Source organism: Roseateles sp. GW821-FHT09H11, assembly GCF_059415845.1.
Window position 1 is genome coordinate 330,255 of the sequence record NZ_JBWKOA010000008.1, and the last position, 15,242, is coordinate 345,496.

Annotated in this window: 16 protein-coding genes; 14 read left to right on the plus strand and 2 right to left on the minus strand. The window is 69.4% G+C overall.

Annotated elements, in window-relative coordinates; translation table 11 throughout:
- The first annotated feature begins 159 nt into the window (after positions 1-159).
- From AC07PR_RS25595 to AC07PR_RS25615, 5 genes are all read left to right on the plus strand, one after another.
- On the plus strand, positions 160-3,219 hold the full coding sequence (locus tag AC07PR_RS25595; RefSeq protein WP_495136970.1) for a sensor histidine kinase: 3,060 nt from the start codon (positions 160-162) through the stop codon (positions 3,217-3,219).
- A gap of 26 nt (positions 3,220-3,245) precedes the next feature.
- Positions 3,246-3,533: a hypothetical protein gene (locus tag AC07PR_RS25600; RefSeq protein WP_495136971.1), complete on the plus strand. Its 288-nt coding sequence runs from the start codon at positions 3,246-3,248 to the stop codon at positions 3,531-3,533.
- Between the two features lie 75 nt (positions 3,534-3,608).
- Positions 3,609-3,941 (plus strand): hypothetical protein, encoded by a 333-nt coding sequence (locus tag AC07PR_RS25605; RefSeq protein WP_495136972.1) that lies wholly within the window; start codon positions 3,609-3,611, stop codon positions 3,939-3,941.
- Between the two features lie 205 nt (positions 3,942-4,146).
- On the plus strand, positions 4,147-4,428 hold the full coding sequence (locus tag AC07PR_RS25610; RefSeq protein WP_495136973.1) for a hypothetical protein: 282 nt from the start codon (positions 4,147-4,149) through the stop codon (positions 4,426-4,428).
- Positions 4,429-4,779: 351 nt separating this feature from the next.
- Positions 4,780-5,553, plus strand: coding sequence for a class I SAM-dependent methyltransferase (locus AC07PR_RS25615; RefSeq protein ID WP_495136974.1), 774 nt, complete (start codon positions 4,780-4,782; stop codon positions 5,551-5,553).
- A 2-nt stretch (positions 5,554-5,555) separates the two neighbouring features.
- Here the strand turns inward: AC07PR_RS25615 and AC07PR_RS25620 are convergent, their stop codons facing one another.
- Both AC07PR_RS25620 and AC07PR_RS25625 read right to left on the minus strand, forming a co-directional pair.
- Positions 5,556-6,515 carry a quinone oxidoreductase family protein gene (locus tag AC07PR_RS25620; RefSeq protein ID WP_495136975.1) on the minus strand — a complete coding sequence of 320 codons (960 nt, stop codon included), beginning with the start codon at positions 6,513-6,515 and terminating at the stop codon, positions 5,556-5,558.
- 9 nt (positions 6,516-6,524) lie between these two features.
- Complete coding sequence (locus AC07PR_RS25625; RefSeq protein WP_495136976.1) at positions 6,525-7,241, minus strand: SDR family oxidoreductase; 717 nt, start codon at positions 7,239-7,241, stop codon at positions 6,525-6,527.
- A gap of 129 nt (positions 7,242-7,370) precedes the next feature.
- On the opposite strand from AC07PR_RS25625, the gene AC07PR_RS25630 reads away from it, so the two are divergent.
- From AC07PR_RS25630 to AC07PR_RS25670, 9 genes are all read left to right on the plus strand, one after another.
- Positions 7,371-8,288 (plus strand): LysR substrate-binding domain-containing protein, encoded by a 918-nt coding sequence (locus AC07PR_RS25630; protein WP_495136977.1) that lies wholly within the window; start codon positions 7,371-7,373, stop codon positions 8,286-8,288.
- Between the two features lie 209 nt (positions 8,289-8,497).
- Positions 8,498-9,289 (plus strand): hypothetical protein, encoded by a 792-nt coding sequence (locus AC07PR_RS25635; protein WP_495136978.1) that lies wholly within the window; start codon positions 8,498-8,500, stop codon positions 9,287-9,289.
- A gap of 11 nt (positions 9,290-9,300) precedes the next feature.
- A complete protein-coding gene (locus tag AC07PR_RS25640) occupies positions 9,301-9,978 on the plus strand; it encodes a zinc metalloprotease (protein ID WP_495136979.1) in 678 nt (225 codons plus the stop codon).
- The gene (locus AC07PR_RS25645) at positions 9,975-10,418 is read left to right on the plus strand and encodes a hypothetical protein (RefSeq protein WP_495136980.1); all 444 of its coding nucleotides are present in this window, start codon (positions 9,975-9,977) and stop codon (positions 10,416-10,418) included. The genes AC07PR_RS25640 and AC07PR_RS25645 overlap by 4 nt, the downstream gene beginning before the upstream one ends.
- Before the next feature lie 18 nt (positions 10,419-10,436).
- Complete coding sequence (locus AC07PR_RS25650) at positions 10,437-11,399, plus strand: hypothetical protein (protein WP_495136981.1); 963 nt, start codon at positions 10,437-10,439, stop codon at positions 11,397-11,399.
- A gap of 103 nt (positions 11,400-11,502) precedes the next feature.
- Positions 11,503-12,549, plus strand: a complete 1,047-nt coding sequence (locus AC07PR_RS25655; RefSeq protein ID WP_495136982.1) for a hypothetical protein — start codon at positions 11,503-11,505, stop codon at positions 12,547-12,549.
- Entirely contained in the window at positions 12,546-13,364 is an 819-nt protein-coding gene (locus tag AC07PR_RS25660; RefSeq protein ID WP_495136983.1) for a nucleotidyltransferase domain-containing protein, read from the plus strand. The genes AC07PR_RS25655 and AC07PR_RS25660 overlap by 4 nt, the downstream gene beginning before the upstream one ends.
- Positions 13,351-14,364 (plus strand): hypothetical protein, encoded by a 1,014-nt coding sequence (locus tag AC07PR_RS25665; RefSeq protein ID WP_495136984.1) that lies wholly within the window; start codon positions 13,351-13,353, stop codon positions 14,362-14,364. Before AC07PR_RS25660 ends, AC07PR_RS25665 begins: the two co-directional genes overlap by 14 nt.
- Complete coding sequence (locus AC07PR_RS25670; protein ID WP_495136985.1) at positions 14,364-15,152, plus strand: hypothetical protein; 789 nt, start codon at positions 14,364-14,366, stop codon at positions 15,150-15,152. Before AC07PR_RS25665 ends, AC07PR_RS25670 begins: the two co-directional genes overlap by 1 nt.
- The last annotated feature ends 90 nt before the right edge of the window (positions 15,153-15,242 follow it).

The following is a 15,242-nucleotide window of genomic DNA, read 5'->3' on the forward strand; positions in this document are numbered from 1 at the left end:
GGTCCGGATCGCCCCTGGGGCTACTCCCGCTCCCTCGAAAGAGTTAGCCCGGAGGTGTCGCGCCGGCGCCTCGCGCCACCCCCGCGGCTCGCCCGATCCGCCCGCCGCTTCTGCTAGTGTTCCGGCCCCATGACGTTGTCGCTCGTGATGTCCGCTCCCATGCGCCGTACGCCCCGGGCTTCGCCGGCGGCGACGACGGCGTTGCGCGCGATGGCGACGCTCATGTCGATCGCGAGCGGGGCCTGGAAGGCGGCCGGGATGGCGGTGCTGGCCGCGACGCTGCTGTTGGCCGCCGTGCCGGTCCGCGCGCTGGACCACGGGCTCGCCATGAACCAGTTCCATCACCGTGCCTGGACCGCCGAGGACGGCGTGCCGATGGAAACCTGGACCATGGCCCAGACGCCGGACGGACTGCTCTGGATGGGCGGCCCGAACGGCTTGACGCGCTTCGACGGCGTGCGCTTCGAGCGCTTCCGCCCGCCGCCGCCGCAGGAGTTCCCGTCCGGCACCGTGGCGAAGGTGCTGGCGACGTCCGGTGGCGATCTGTGGGCCGCCTTCTTCCCGCGCGGGCTGGTCCGGATCCGCGGCGACCAGGTCTGGCGCGTGCCGGTGACGGAGGCGGTGGCGACCGCCCGCATCCGGTCCATCGCCGAGGATGCGGACGGCGCGATCTGGGCGGGCGGTGCGACCGAGCTCTTCCGCTTCCAGAACGACCGCTGGGAGCGCATCGACGCGTCGTGGGGCGTGGAGGGCCGCGCCATCGACGGCGCGGTCGTCGACGGGCGCGGCACCGTCTGGATCTGCGACAACGAGCGCCTGCTCGGACTGCCGCAGGGCGAGACGCGTTTCCGCGCCGTCGGCGACTGCAAGGAGGCGACCAGCCTCCAGGTGCTGCGCGGCGAGACCTGGCTGGTCTTTGCCAACGAGATGCGCAAGGCGCCGGCGCTGTCGCGGATGGCCATCGCGCGGGACCCGCGGCTGTCGACGCGGCGGGGGTCGTCGACCGTGGTGGACCGCGACGGCAACCTGTGGACCGTGTTCTGCCCGGCGGGCCTGTGCCGCCGCCGGCTGCCCTGGCCGCTGGAGGGCGACCGCGTGCCGCTGACCGGCGAGTACGAACGCTTCGCCGCGCCGGAGGGCCTGTCGGGCGACTTCGGGATGATGATCCTCGAGGACGTCGAAGGCAGTCTGTGGGTCGCGACCAAGACCGGCCTGGACCGCTTCCGGCGGGCCGCGCTCGTGCCCGCGCCGATGCCGCGCGCCACCAGCAATTTCGCGCTCGCGGCGGATCCGGGCGGCGGGGTGACGGTGGCGGCGTACTCGCCGGTGGCGTCCACCGTGTGGCGGCTGTCGGGCTCTGCGGGCGAGGCCGAGAAGCTGCCGGCGCCGGGCGCGCAGATCACCGCGGCGGGCCGCGACGGCCAGGGGCGGCTCTGGCTGGTCGGACCCGCGGGACTCTGGCGCCGCGAGGGCGCGCGGTGGGAGGGGATTCCCAGACCGCCGGGCGTCGGGGAGCGCTGGATCAGCGGCATCGTCCCCTACGGCGACGGCCTGATGGTCGCCTTCCAGCGCGGAGGCGTGCAGACCTGGGAGGACGGCCGCTGGCAGCCGCTGTCGTTGCCGGGACAGCCGTCGCCGCTGGAGGCCGCGGTGGCGTGGGCCGGCGACGGCACCTACTGGTTCGGACTCAAGGACAACCAGGTGCTGCGCTGGGCCGACGGCAAGGTGCGCAGTTTCGGGCCGGCGCAGGGCGTGGATGTCGGCGACGTGCTGCTGGTCCATGCCGGCCGATCGCGACTGCTGATCGCGGGCGAACGCGGCGTGGCGATCCTGTGGGACCACCGCTTCGTGCCATTGGCGACCGAGGTGCCGGAGACGCTGGCCGGCGTGTCCGGCATCGCCGAGACCGCGGACGGCGACCTGTGGCTCAACGGGCGCAAGGGGGCGGTCCATGTCCGGCGCGAGGACCTGCTCCGCTTCCTGGGCGATCCCGGCCAGCCGCTGAAGGTGGAGGTGCTGGACACGCTGGACGGCCACCCGGGCGGCGCCACCGCCTTCTGGCCGCAGCCGAGCGTGGTGGAGGCCGCGGACGGCCGGTTGTGGTTCGCGGGCACGACCGGCGTGGCGTGGCTGGATCCGCGGCGGTCACGGCGCAACGCGGTGCCGCCCGTGGTGCGGATCACCGGGCTGCGCGCCCATGGCGTCGAGTACGCGCCGGGCGCGACGGTGACGCTCCCGAAGCACGCCGAGATGATGGAGCTGCGCTTCTCCGCCGCGAGCCTCGCGGTGCCGGAGCGGGTGAGCTTCCGCTACCGGCTGGACGGGGTCGATACGCGCTGGCGCGACGCGGGGCCGCGGCGGGAGACGGCCTACAACAGCCTGGGTCCGGGCAGCTACCGGTTCCACGTGCTGGCCATCAACAGCGACGGCGTCGCGGCGCCGCAGGAAGCGATCCAGGACATCGTCATCCCGGCCGCCTGGTACCAGACGGCGCTGTTCCGCGTGTTGTGCGTGGCGGCGGTGATCGCGCTGATCTGGGCCTTGCACCGGCTGCGCCTGAGGCAGGCCGCGCGGCGGGCGCGCGAGAAGATGCGCACCCGCATGGCCGAGCGCGACCGCATCGCCCGCGAGCTGCACGACACGCTGCTGCAGGGCGTGCAGGGGCTGATCCTGCGTTTCGAGGCGCACTCCGCGCAGCTGCCGGCGGCGCATCCGGTGCGCGCGGCGATCGATGCGGACCTGCTGATGGCCGACGACGTGCTGGATGAGAGCCGCCGCCGCGTGATGGCGTTGCGCGGCTCCCAGCCAGGTAGCGCGAGCCTGCCGAGGGCGCTGGAGGACATCGCGTCGCAGCTGGCGCGGGACTACGACGGCGAGTTCCGGCTGGAGATCGTCGGCCGCGAGCGGCCGCTGCGGGCGGAGGTCCGCGATGAGCTGCGCCTGATCTTCGGCGAAGCGCTGTTGAATGCGTTCAGGCACGCGCGGGCGAATCGCATCACGATGACCTGGCGCTTCGGATGGTGGCGACTGCGCGTGGAGCTGCGCGACGATGGCGAAGGCATGCCGCCGTCGCTGGCCGCGAGCGGCCGACCAGGGCACATGGGACTGGCGTCGATGCGGGAGCGCGCGCGCGCGGTGGGCGCGCGCTTGACGATCACCAGCGCGCCGGGGCAAGGCACGAGCGTGACCTTGACGATGCGTGCATCGCGCGCGAGCTGAACGCTGGCAAACCCTTCTGGAAAAGCATGCACATCGAAATCCGTTTGACAGCGTTCTTCTCGCATGGCGATGAGCGACGGTTCTTTGAAGGGCTGCGAGAGCTCGACTGCATCAAGGATTTCAAAGGTGTCGGCCGGGGCCTGGTGCTGAATGTCGAACTCAATCGACTCAGCAAGGAGCGTGTCTTCGAGTTGATGGCCTTGTTGTGGCGGTATGAGATCGATCTGAGCCCCATGCGGGAACTCTCGAAGAAGGAGAAGTTCTCATGGATCTTGCGACCGGATTTCTATTGGCATGAGCGTCTGTGTCGATGAGGCGAGCTCGGAGATGCAAGGCCTTGAAACGATCTTCAGTGGGGCTCGCGTCGCGCAGGAACGGGTGAGACAACCATGATCATGAAGACAAGATTTCGTGAGGGTGCTTGGTTTGCCGCCGCCATCGCAGCGGCGTTGGTGTTCATCCCTCCGCTTTTTGCCCACAAGCTCGATGGATGGAATGCCGCCAAGGAGCTCCTGCCTGCCGAGCAGGCGCTGGTCGCCGCATGCGGCAAGGAGATGCGAGTGGACCTCAGCAGATGGTTCTATACGTACCAGTTCTCCGGCGACAACGCCGAGGCGAAGTTTCGAGGGCGGGTGACCAGCCCGAGTTGCGATCGAGGCTTCACGGTCGAGCTGCGGAGCAGGTCCGATGCATGGAAAGTCACCAAACTCTCCATGACTTGAAGACGCTGCGCCCGATGGGCGCTGATCTCTTCCAGATCATCGACCTGCAGAGGGATTCCCTATGAGTTCAAGACTGATTGTCCTGGCGACCGCCGCCGCGCTGATCAGTTGTCGGCGCAAGGATGGTTTTCATTCCGCCGCTCTTTGCGGATAGGCTTGACGCTTGGGATGCTGCTTGTGTCAGCTTCATGGAGAAGGCACGCCAATGGATCGTCAGACGGGATTGAAATGGCTGCGTCGCGCGGCGAAGGGCGGTCATCGGGACGCGGCTCGCATGCTGACTGCGGCGACAGAACGCTCTGCGCCGGGCGAGCCGACACCGGCCGGCAAGCACTTGCTGAAAATCATCTGCCCGATCAAATGCCAGGCCAGTGAAATGCCAACAATGGTGCTCTTCATCGTCTATCGCGGTGAGGACGACAAGCAGGTCCACCTGAAGGTGCTGTTCGAAGCCAAGTCGGGGACGGTTCGAGGGGCGGTGCAATGAAGAGGTATCTGCGCCTTCTCCTTGCCTTTGCCGCCGGTGTTGCACTACAGGTGTCGACCATGGTTTCGATCCATTTCCTTCAGATCTGGCTGCCTGCGAACGGCGTCATGGTGTCGGAGCAAGTCTTCCTGGGCGTTTCATGCGGGGCCATGGTTCTTGCATTCGCAGTAGGCGCGAAGTTGTGCTTGCGTGAGGCAAGGAGGCTCGGCCCGGCACGTCCCGGGCCAATGGACAGGATGAGATGAAGACCTCACGCGTTTCTCCTTTCTGCCGGGTCAGCCATGACTTGAAGACGCCTTGCGGGATGAGCGCTACGCTCCTCCAGATCATCGACCTGCAGAAGGAGCCCTCATGAGTTCGAGACTGTTCGCGCTGGCCACCGTGACCGCCGCCGCGCTGATGTCGTCGCTGGCCATGGCGCAGACGCCCGTCGTCGACGCCGCCGTCTCCGCGGCGGTGGCGGATGCGACACGACCTGCCAAGGACGTCCAGCAGGACGCCTCGCGGCGACCGGCGGACCTGGTCGCCTTCTCCAAGGTGAAGCCCGGCGACAAGGTCATCGACGCGGTGCCCGGCGGCGGGTACTGGACGCGGATCTTCTCGACGCTGGTGGGGCCCAAGGGCAAGGTCTACGCCTACGTGCCGAGTGAGTTCGCCGTCTTCAAGTCGAACCCGGCCGCCACCGCGAGGGCCATCACCGCGGAGCCCGGCCATGGGAACGTCGAACAGACCTCGAGCCCGCTCGCCGAGCAGCCGCCGGCGTCCATCCACAACACGCTCGACGTCTTTTGGACCTTCGAGAACTATCACGACTTCCACGACAGCTTCATGAAGGGCGCTGACGTGAACGCCTACAACAAGGCGGTCTTCAGCCTGCTGAAGCCGGGCGGGTACTACATCGTGGCCGACCATTCGGCCGTGGCGGGGTCAGGTCTGAAGCACACCGAAGACCTGCATCGGATCGACCGTGAGACGGTCAAGGCCGAAGTGGAGAAGGCCGGATTCGTGCTCGACGCGGAAACCGATGCGCTGGCCAATTCCGCCGACGACCGCACGCTGAAGGTGTTCGATCCGGCGATCCGGGGCAAGACCGATCGCTTCGTGCTGCGGTTCAGGAAACCGTGATCTCAAGGCAGCAGGACGATCTTGCCGATGGTCTGACGAGTCTCCAGGGCGCGGTGCGCCTGCGCGCCGTCGCGCAAGGCGAGGGTCTGCGAGAGACGCAACGTCACGACGCCTGATCGGATCCAGCTGAACAATTCCGTTGCGCCAGTCCGGCGCTCTTCGGCAGTGGTGAGCACGTTCCACAGATCACCACCGACGAGGGCCAGCGAGCGATCCATGAGCCGCCGGGGATCCACCGGCGCCGGGTCGCCCGCCGCCATGCCGTAGAACACGATCGTGCCGCCGGTGCGCGCGGCATCCAGGCTCTCGCGCAGCGTGGTGCCGACCGAGTCGTACACGACGTCCGCGCCGCGCCCGTCGGTGAGCGCCTTCACGGCCTGCAGCCACCCTTCGGTCGGGATCACCACGTCGGCGCCGGCCTCGCGCACGGCTTGTCGCTTGGCGTCGGTCGAGGCGATGCCGATGACGCGCGCGCCCAGGTGCTTCAGGATCTGCACGAGCAGCAGCCCGACACCGCCCGCCGCCGCATGCACGACGGCCCAGTCGCCAGCGCGCACCGCGTAGCTGTCGCGGCACAGGTACTGCGCCGTCAGGCCCCGCAGCAGGCAACTGGCGGCCGTCTCGAAGGACGTCTCGTCCGGCAGCGGAATGAGCCGGTCCACATCGACCGCGCAGAGTTCCGCGTTGGCGAACGGGCTGTCGGCGAAGCCGACGCGCTGACCGGGCCGCAGGCCGCTGCCCTCGGGCGCCGCGACGACCTCGCCCGCGCCTTCGTAGCCCAGGATCCACGGCGGTGATCCCGCCAGGTGATAGTTGCCCTTGCGACGATAGACGTCCGCAAAGTTCAGGCCGATGGCGCGCATGCGAACGAGCGCCTGATCGGGGCCAGGAACGGGATCGGGCACCGCTTCGTAGCGGAGGACGTCGGCATCGCCGAATTGGTGAAAGACCAGTGCTTGCATGGCGCCCCCTTACAGTGATCGCGTCAGGCCGCCGTCGACGCGCAGGTTCTGGCCCGTGATGTAGCCGGCCCCTTCGGACGCCAGGAAGGCGATCGTCGCGGCGATCTCGTCGCTGCGTCCGTAGCGCTGCATCGGCACGCTGTCGCGGCGCTCATCGGTCGCGGGGAGGCTGTCGATCCAGCCCGGCAGGACGTTGTTCATGCGGATGTTGTCCGCCGCGTACGTGTCCGCGAAGATCTTCGTGAAGGCGGACAGGCCCGCCCGGAACACGCCCGAGGTCGGGAACTGGCCGGACGGTTCCACGGCCCACGCCGTCGAGATGTTGATGATCGTGCCGGACTTCTGCTGCTGCATCGTCGGCACCACGGCCCGGGACGCGCGCACGATGTTGAGGAGGTAGGTGTCCATGCCCCGATGCCAGTCGTCGTCGGAGAGCTCGAGCAGCGGACCGCGCGGGCCATGCCCCGCGCTGTTGACCAGCACGTCGATGCGGCCCCAGCGCGCCAGCACTTGATCGACGAGACCGCTCAGATCCGACGCGGATTGATTGGAACCGGTGACGCCGATGCCGCCCAGTTCGCGTCCGAGGGCTTCGCCCTTGCCCGACGAGGAGAGCACGGCGACGCGGAAGCCGTCCTGGGCGAGGCGGCGCGCCGCGGCGGCGCCCATGCCGCTGCCGCCCGCGGTGATGATGGCGACCCTTTCTACTGTCGTATCGGCTGTCATGGTGCTCTTCCTGTGTCGTGCCGCCGCCGGATGGCGCCTGCCCACGTGGGTCGATACGCTATCAGCGCCGTCTCGATCCGGCGAGTCCGTGCACCTACATCCATCCAGTAGAAAAGCTACAGTCCATCCATGAACACACCGCTGGTGGGGCTCCCGTCGCTGAAGGCGCTCCGGATCTTCGAGGTCGTGGCGCGGCACCTGAACTTCCGGCTCGCGGCCGAGGAGCTCGACGTGACGCAAGGCGCCGTGGCGCAGCAGATCCGTGCCCTCGAGGGCGACCTGAACATCAAGCTCTTTGAGCGGCATCCGCGCGGCCTGGCGCCGACCGGAGCCGGCGCCGCGTACGCGCGCCGCGTGCGCCTTGCCCTGGAAGAGATCGCCGACGCCACGCGCCTGCTGCGTCCTGGCGACCGACACGTCACGATCAGCGTGGCCCCGACGATCGCCACCAAGTGGCTGCTGCCGCGATTGCCCCGCTTCACCGCGCGTCATCCTGATATCGACTTGCGTGTCCTCGCGACGGAACGCGTGTCCAGCTTCCACGCGGAAGGTGTCGACCTGTCGATCCGCTGTGGTCGTCCGCCGTTCGGCCCGGGTGTCGAGGCGCGGCTGCTGCTCGAGAACAACCTGATCGCCGTGGGCAGTCCGTCGCTGCTCGCCGGCGCGGCGGCCCTGACGCCGGAGCGGCTGGCGAGCTGTCCGCTGATCCACGACGGGCATGACGCCTGGCCGGCATTTCTCGCGCAGGCGGGCGTGGCGGCTTTGCCGTCGAAGGGCACCCGATTCAACCAGACGGGCCTGGCCATCGACGCGGCGATCGCCGGGCAAGGCCTGGCCCTCACGGGCAGGTTCTTCATCGAGTCCGACCTGGCGGCCGGCCGCCTGGTGCAGGTGACGCCGCAGGTGCTGCACCTGGGCCTCGATTACTACCTCGTGTCGCCACGACGCGCTCGCGGAGACGCGCCGTTAGGGGATGTCGCCGCGTGGCTGATCGAGGAGGCGGCGAGTGCGGGTGCCAGCGGATCGGAGCGGGAACGCAAGACATGAGCGACGGAACACCAGGACTGATGAGAAGTGGCAACTGGATTACCGGCAACGATCGGGGTCTCGCGTGAGGTCGCCAAGAGAGAGCTTCGCGGCTTTTGCCCGGAGCTCTTCTTGTTTTTCGTAACGCGATATTGATGCCATCCTGATGGAATATTGAATGAAGCCGCTACCGAACCGAACGAGATTTTCATGTTTGTAAGAAAACATGGGTGTTCAGGGTTTTTTCCGATTTGATCCCCACATCGGCTGAATACATTGGCGACTCGGATTCCGGCCAGCCGGTTGAGAAATCCGCTCAGGGGGAAGCTATGAAAAGAATTCTGGCGCTGTTATGCGCCGTGGTTATGCCGTGCGCGTTCGCAGTCCCGGCATGGGACAAGACCTCGCTGGAAGCGGCCGAGAAATTCCTGCGCGTGAATCCTGATGGCGCGGCATCGGATATTCACCAGGCGGACCAGTTTCCAGATGGCGCGCGTGGTTTCTACGTCGAGACTCTGCCGCCCCTGCGTGCGTACACGCCGGAAGCGGGCAAGTCCGCCAAGGACCAGATGCTGGCGCAGTCGTTCTGCGGCGCTCACCTGATCGTCCTGGCCAAGGCCGGGGATTCGGTGTCCGCGCTGACCAGCCGCAACGCGTCCATCCTCACGCGCACCGAGTTCGAGATCGTCGACGTCGTGAGGTCCCGCTCGGGACTGCAGGCTGGTCAGCGCGTGAGCGTGGTGCGCTTGGGCGGTGAGGTCGTCGACCAGGGCGTCAAGCTGCGGGTGGTCGACGAGCGCGGCGATCCATATATCCAAGGCCAGACCTATTTCCTCGCGCTTGCGCGGCCCAAGGATTCGGCCGTGCAGGATTTCTTCATGCGCGGCGATCCGGTGCCTGTGCGTGCCGGACGCATCGACCCCGGGAGCGGTCGCTGGGAGAAATTCCTCTCCGGCGAGAAATACACGTCGATGAAGCAGGAAATCCTGCGCGTGTCTCGCAATAAGCAATGCGCTGAATAACGAGGGATTCCATGAAAAGGTTTTTCCTTGCCGCGGGCGTCGGTGGCCTGCTGGTTTCGCTCGTCCCTGCCGTACTCGCTGCCGGGGTTTGTGCGGTCAAGCCGACGGGTTGCCCGGAGTATGAGGTGCTGAATAAGTCCTTTCCCCCCGGGCAGGTCACCATCGTCACGCGCAACATGAGCACGCAGCAACAGCAGTGGGTGCAGAACGCGATCAACGCCCTCAATGGCAGTGGCCCCGCGGCATCCGCTGGCGTGACCTTCGGGCTGTCATCGTCGCGGGTGGCGGGCGATGTCGGGTACGTGTCGATCTCCTTTCCGGGCACCACCGACACGGGCTCGGCCGGCGGCACGCGGCAATACCGCTCACCGAGTTCACCCAACGTGACCCAGTACGCCGACATCAACATCTACCTGAACACGTCGTGCAACACGGGCAGCTGCTTTGATCCCTCGCAGGCCGCCGCGTTCCAGGCGGCGGTGCAAGGCGTCATCGAGCACGAGCTGATCCACACGCTGGGCCTGGGCGACACGGTCGACCCCACGGTCCAGGACATCATGGCGCCGTTCCGTGGCATGAACAACAGCGCCGGCACCCGTTCCCTCTCGCCCTGCAACAGCAGCGGCGTGTCCAAGGCCAAGCAGTCCCGCTCGACGGGTAACGGCGGCCAATGCGTGAGGAAGCCATGACCGCGATGCGCATGCACCCCTTCCTGTCCCACCCGATCGCGCCCTCGCTGCCGCCGGATCTGCTGGCCACGCTGCTGGCCGGTTTGTCCGACGAGTCGTCGCACGCCCTGCCGGAGGAGTGCCGGCTCGGCATGGATCCCGACGCGGGCGGCCCGCGCCTCGAGGCGGGCGTCTATTACGGACCCGACGACGGCGATGGTGACGGCGATGACGGCGGCGACTGGGGCGATCCAGGCGGCGACGGCGATGGCGGTGATGGCGATGGCGACGGTGATGGCGACGACGGCGATGACTGGGACGACGACGATGACGACGATCCGGACGACGACGATGACGACGACGACGAGGACGATGACGACTGCACCGCGCAGGATGATGGAGGCGATCCGGACCCCAACGCGGACGACGACTTCGACGATTCGACCGATGACGGTTGCTGAGCGCCTGCAGGAGACGCCATGAACGATTCGATGGATTCCCGACGTGGCGGCCGGCTCTCGCGCCGCCACCTGCTGATCATGCTGGGCGGCCTGGCCGCGGCGGCATCGACCGCCTCAGCGGGCGCGGCCTTGGCCGCGCGCCGCAACCGCCGGCGCGGCCAGGCGATCGTGCCGCCGGCCGGCCTGCGGCTGACGACGTCTGCCGATGTCGGCTTCAAGGCGGCGATCGACACCTGGTTCCCGGGACTGTCGGCCAACCGGCGCTTCGCGCGGCACGCGCCCTACCTGGCGCTGGTGCGCAATGTCAGCAACGACCAGACGCTGGGCTACGCGCTGACCTGGACCTCGACGAACCAGGGCAAGGTCCAGGAGCATTACCGGCGCCGCGTGCTGTCGGCGCGCCAGACGTCGGTGGCCGCGCGCAAGTCCCGCGCGAACTCGGCCCCCGCGACGCTGGCGCCGGGCGGCGTGGCGTTGGTCAGCCCGATGTTCACGTGGACCCCGGAGACTTACCGCCAGGCCTTTCCCGCCGGGGCAACGGGGCGCAACCCGCTCGGACCCAAGCGCATGCAGCGCACCCAGGCCAAGCGCCCGAGGGCCTTCGGCTTCATGAAGCGGTCTCGGCACCACACGATCTCGGTGCGGCTCACCGGCGCGCTGATGCTGGGCAATGGCGCGCAAGGGTCGCGCGGCCGGCACCTCGCGCGGGTGCAGCGCAACCGCCGCAACGCCAGCCACGACGAGGCCATCGCCTTGCTGGCGCAGGCGCGCGTCAATGGCCGGGTCGACACGCAGCGTCTGCTGCGCGGCATCGACCGCTCGCTGCAGATCGCCAAGTTCAAGCACAAGTCCCGGCATCCCAACTACGTGACGGCACGCGAGAAGTTCGCGCTCAAGCTCAAATGGGCGATCGGGCGCGGGCAATCCGACCGGGCGCTGCGGCTGCTGCAGCAGGCGAGCGGGCGTTCGCGCGCGATCTGAACGAAGGCCACGCGTGCTCGACGCTGCGCGCCGATGGGCCCGGGAGGGCGCAAGCCGCCTGGCGACGTTCCAACACGCGGATCTGCGTGGCCTGAGCGCCTGCATGGTCGCGCTGGCCGATCCGGCCACGGGCGGCGCGATCGGCGCCGACGGGACGTCCGATCCCTCACCGACGGCGCATGTATCAGCGACCGCCAGCGCGCGCCGCCTGCTGGACGTCGTCCATCGACGCTTGCGCGACGACGGCCGCCGGCCAGTGCCGCTGGCGCTGGCCGCCCGGGCCGTTCGAGCCGGACGCTGGCTGGGCCAGGATCGGCCCGATGCCGATGCCGATGCCGATGCCGATGCCGATGCCGATGCCGATGCCGATGCCGATGCCTATGCCTATGCCTATGCCGATGCCGATGCCGATGCCGATGCCGATGCCGATGCCGATGCCGATGCGGGCGCGCGGGCCGAGGGGCTCGCCGTGGCCCGGGCACGGATCCGCCAAGCGTTGGAGGGGCGGCTGTCGCTGAGCGTCGCGCCCGTCGTGGACACGGTGCCAGCGCACGAGGCTCGGCTCACGCCGGCTGCGCTGGCTGAGGTCCTGCAGGCCTGCCGCGAGGGCGCGGGATCTGGTGAGACGGGCCAGTGCGCCGACGGGCTTTGCCGACGCTGGTTCGCGCTGGCGCGCCAGACGGTGTCCAGCCGGCCGAGTCTGGACACCGCGGCTGCACACGTGCCGCTCTGGGTGGCAGCAGGTGAGCGGCTGGGCGATGCGGCGATGGTGGACTTCGCGTTGATCCTGGCCGAGTGGGTCGGCCGCCACCAGCGCCTGTCCGATCCTGGCACGGCCAATTGGGGCGGGATCGCGCGCACCGGGCAGGCGCCCGGCGGCACGAGCGCGGGACGTGCCGTGGCCCTGGTCGTGGGCCTGCGCGCCGCGCGATTGAATGGCGATCGCGTGGCCGAGCAACGGCTGCGGCGCATGGCGCTCGCGGCCTTGGGCTTCGTCGACGGCTGGTGGAGGTCGACGCGTCAGGAAGCGTTCGGCCGTGCCGGCGATGCCGGCGCGGCCGCGTTGGCGTTGGCGGGGCTGTTGACGCTGGCCGGCGCGGTGGCCGACGACTCGGCCGCGGAGCTTTTCGCCCGCGAGGCCATGCGATGACGGACGCTTCTGTCTCTTCTTGCCCTTCCAGCCCCTGCGGCCCTTCCGGCTCGTCTGGTCCCCCAGGTCCCTCTTGCGGCACGACCTGCGCGGCCGAGGAGGATGCGCTGGTGCGGCGTTTCCTGGCCCAGCGTGCTGATGCGGTCCCGGTGGAAGCGGTCGTGCTCTTCGGTTCTCGCGCGCGGGGCGACGCCACGCCGGCCAGCGATGTCGACCTACTGCTGGTCACCGACGGGCCGCCGTCGCAGTGCAGCGAAGCCTACGCGGGCCAGGCCTTCGACGTGATCCACGAATCCTTCGAATCGCTGCACGAAGGCGCGCATCAGCGGGCCGTCGGCAACAACAACATCCGGTTGGAGATCCTCGCCACCGGGCGCCTGCTCGTCGACACCGAGGGACGGGTCGCGCCGCTGATGGCGGCGGCGCGGCGGCGCTTCCTGGCGCCCGCGCCCGCGACCCCGCCGGATTGGGCCCAGGCGGAGCGCGAGCGCATCGAGGCGATGGGGCGCAGCGCGGGCCGCCTGGCGGTCACCGCCGCGGGATCGGGCGCCGAGCGCGCCTTGCCCGCCTTGGCGTCGATGCGTCAGGACGACGCCTTGCGTCGCTGCGTCCAGGCGGTCTACCGGATGGAGCGGCGCTGGTCCAGCGCGTTCCCGGTGCTGGTGATGCGCGGCGGTCTGGCGCCCTGGCCGATGCTTCAGGAGGGCTGGAACCGGCTGCTGGCGGCGGGTGGCGACGTCGCGGCCCGGCAGGCCGTGATCGACGAGGTCGTCGCCTGGACGACGCGACATTTGGAGGCGCATGGATCGCGCTGACTTCCTCTCGGTGTGCGGCCTGGCGCACGGTCGCCTCGCGCCGGATCCGGGCGGGATGGATGGAACGGACCGAGCGGACGGGGGCGCCTACCTGCCGGGCGCGTTCATCTGCGAGGCCGAGGCCTGGCTGTTCGGTCAGCTCGCCGCACGCGGGTCCGGCCGCGGGCGGATCGTCGACGCGGGCAGCTTCCTGGGCGCCTCTACCCGGGCCTTGCTCGCCGGGCTGCCGGCGTCGGCGCGGGCGCGCGATCCGGACGGTTCCTGCAAACCCATCGTGGCCCTGGACCGGTTCGTCGTCGCGGACGCGTACGTGCAGAAGGCGCTCGCGCGGGTGGGGCAGCCGAGGGCCCGCGGGGAGAGTTTTCTTGATCTCTTCCTGGACAAGGTCGGCGCGGATCTGCGCCACGTCGAGGTGCGTGCGGGCGATGTGACGCGGGTCGGCCGCATCGACGCGCCGATCGAGCTCTGCGTGATCGATCTCGCCAAGAGTCAGGCCTTGCATGCCCACCTGCTGTCGTCCTGGTTCGCGAAGCTGATCCCCGGCGTGTCCGTGGTCGTGCAGCAGGACTTCTTCAGCCCCTTCCACCCATGGATCGCCGCCTCCATGGCGTCCTTGCTGCCGTACTTCGACTTGGCGCCGTGGCGCATCGGCGAATCCGCGGTGTTCAGGTTGGCCAGGCCGCTGCCGTCCGAGCGGATCGCCGCGGCCACGCAGCGCGATCCCGCGTACGCGTCGGCGGGGGAGGAGGCGGTGCAGTGGTCCGGGGCATTCGGCGCCGACGACTTGAAGCTCCTGCGTCTGGGACGGTGCGTGGCCCTGTCGGCCGAGCCCGGCGCTCGGCCCCGAGCGGTCCGCGAATGGGAGCGCCTGAGCGCGGAGCCGCCGCCAGCGGCCTGTCCGAAGTGGTCGCGCCTGCTGCGGCTCGCGGGCCGGGCGCTCGGTATCGAGTCCGAGCCGATGGCGGTGCCGGTGCCCGCGTCGCTCGACGGCATCGCGTGATGAGCATCGCCGACGTGCTCGCGTGCCTGGCCCCCGTTCTGGCGACGCGGCGCTGGGCGATCGTGGGGTCGGTGGCGGATCGCCTGCACCGGCCGCACACGCCGGTCCGACCGCTGCCCGCCCTGGCGGATCTCGACCTTGCCGTGTGGGCACGGGATCTCCCGGACCTGCTCGAACTGCGCGACGCGTTGGCGCGGGCGCTGCGTGCCGAGGTGGACACCCGGCTCCCGTTTCGCTTGCTGAGCGCCCAGGGATTGCCGGTGGATCTGGTGCCGTGCGGACCCATCGGCCGAGCAGGACGGGTCGACTGGGGCAGGCCCGGGCTGCGGCCCATGTCGGTCAGCGGCTTCGAGGAGGCCGTCGAGCGGGCCTTGCCTCGATCGACGGTCGCGGGGTGCTGGCCGGTGGCGACAGTGCCATGGCTGATCGTGCTGCGGCTGCTTGCCTGGCAGGCCTCCAACGGGCGCCGGCTTCAGGACCTCGTGTCGGTCGAGCGGCTGGTCGCGGCGCACGCGCCACGACCCTGCAGACCTGACGGGAAGGGCCGGACGGGGGATGCGCCCTGCGCGGAGCGCCTCCGGGACTGGGCCCGCGCGGTGCGGGCCGAAGGCTCGGCGCAGACCTTGCAGTCGCTCGCGAACCTCGGGCGATCAGGGGCCTGCTGGGCGGCCAGCGTCAGATCGCCGCGACGCGGTACCGGACGTCGACTGCGTCTGGCGGGGCGATTGCTCGAGGCCTTCGCTGGCGAGTGTGACCCCGCTCGCTCGACGCCCGCATCGTGCATGTGAACGACGATCGAATGGCCCTGACGGGCATCGAGCGGGACGAACTCCACCGCGTCGATGTGGCGCAGGCTTGGCGCCTTCTTAGGGCGCAAT

What these genes read in the sequence shown, in the direction of transcription:
- AC07PR_RS25595 (WP_495136970.1), top strand. Translation starts at nt 160, where the DNA reads ATGCGCCGTACGCCCCGGGCTTCGCCGGCGGCGACGACGGCGTTGCGC.
- AC07PR_RS25600 (WP_495136971.1), top strand. Translation starts at nt 3,246, where the DNA reads ATGCACATCGAAATCCGTTTGACAGCGTTCTTCTCGCATGGCGATGAG.
- AC07PR_RS25605 (WP_495136972.1), top strand. Translation starts at nt 3,609, where the DNA reads ATGATCATGAAGACAAGATTTCGTGAGGGTGCTTGGTTTGCCGCCGCC.
- AC07PR_RS25610 (WP_495136973.1), top strand. Translation starts at nt 4,147, where the DNA reads ATGGATCGTCAGACGGGATTGAAATGGCTGCGTCGCGCGGCGAAGGGC.
- AC07PR_RS25615 (WP_495136974.1), top strand. Translation starts at nt 4,780, where the DNA reads ATGAGTTCGAGACTGTTCGCGCTGGCCACCGTGACCGCCGCCGCGCTG.
- AC07PR_RS25620 (WP_495136975.1), bottom strand. Translation starts at nt 6,515, where the DNA reads ATGCAAGCACTGGTCTTTCACCAATTCGGCGATGCCGACGTCCTCCGC.
- AC07PR_RS25625 (WP_495136976.1), bottom strand. Translation starts at nt 7,241, where the DNA reads ATGACAGCCGATACGACAGTAGAAAGGGTCGCCATCATCACCGCGGGC.
- AC07PR_RS25630 (WP_495136977.1), top strand. Translation starts at nt 7,371, where the DNA reads ATGAACACACCGCTGGTGGGGCTCCCGTCGCTGAAGGCGCTCCGGATC.
- AC07PR_RS25640 (WP_495136979.1), top strand. Translation starts at nt 9,301, where the DNA reads ATGAAAAGGTTTTTCCTTGCCGCGGGCGTCGGTGGCCTGCTGGTTTCG.
- AC07PR_RS25645 (WP_495136980.1), top strand. Translation starts at nt 9,975, where the DNA reads ATGACCGCGATGCGCATGCACCCCTTCCTGTCCCACCCGATCGCGCCC.
- AC07PR_RS25650 (WP_495136981.1), top strand. Translation starts at nt 10,437, where the DNA reads ATGAACGATTCGATGGATTCCCGACGTGGCGGCCGGCTCTCGCGCCGC.
- AC07PR_RS25655 (WP_495136982.1), top strand. Translation starts at nt 11,503, where the DNA reads ATGGTCGCGCTGGCCGATCCGGCCACGGGCGGCGCGATCGGCGCCGAC.
- AC07PR_RS25660 (WP_495136983.1), top strand. Translation starts at nt 12,546, where the DNA reads ATGACGGACGCTTCTGTCTCTTCTTGCCCTTCCAGCCCCTGCGGCCCT.
- AC07PR_RS25665 (WP_495136984.1), top strand. Translation starts at nt 13,351, where the DNA reads ATGGATCGCGCTGACTTCCTCTCGGTGTGCGGCCTGGCGCACGGTCGC.
- AC07PR_RS25670 (WP_495136985.1), top strand. Translation starts at nt 14,364, where the DNA reads ATGAGCATCGCCGACGTGCTCGCGTGCCTGGCCCCCGTTCTGGCGACG.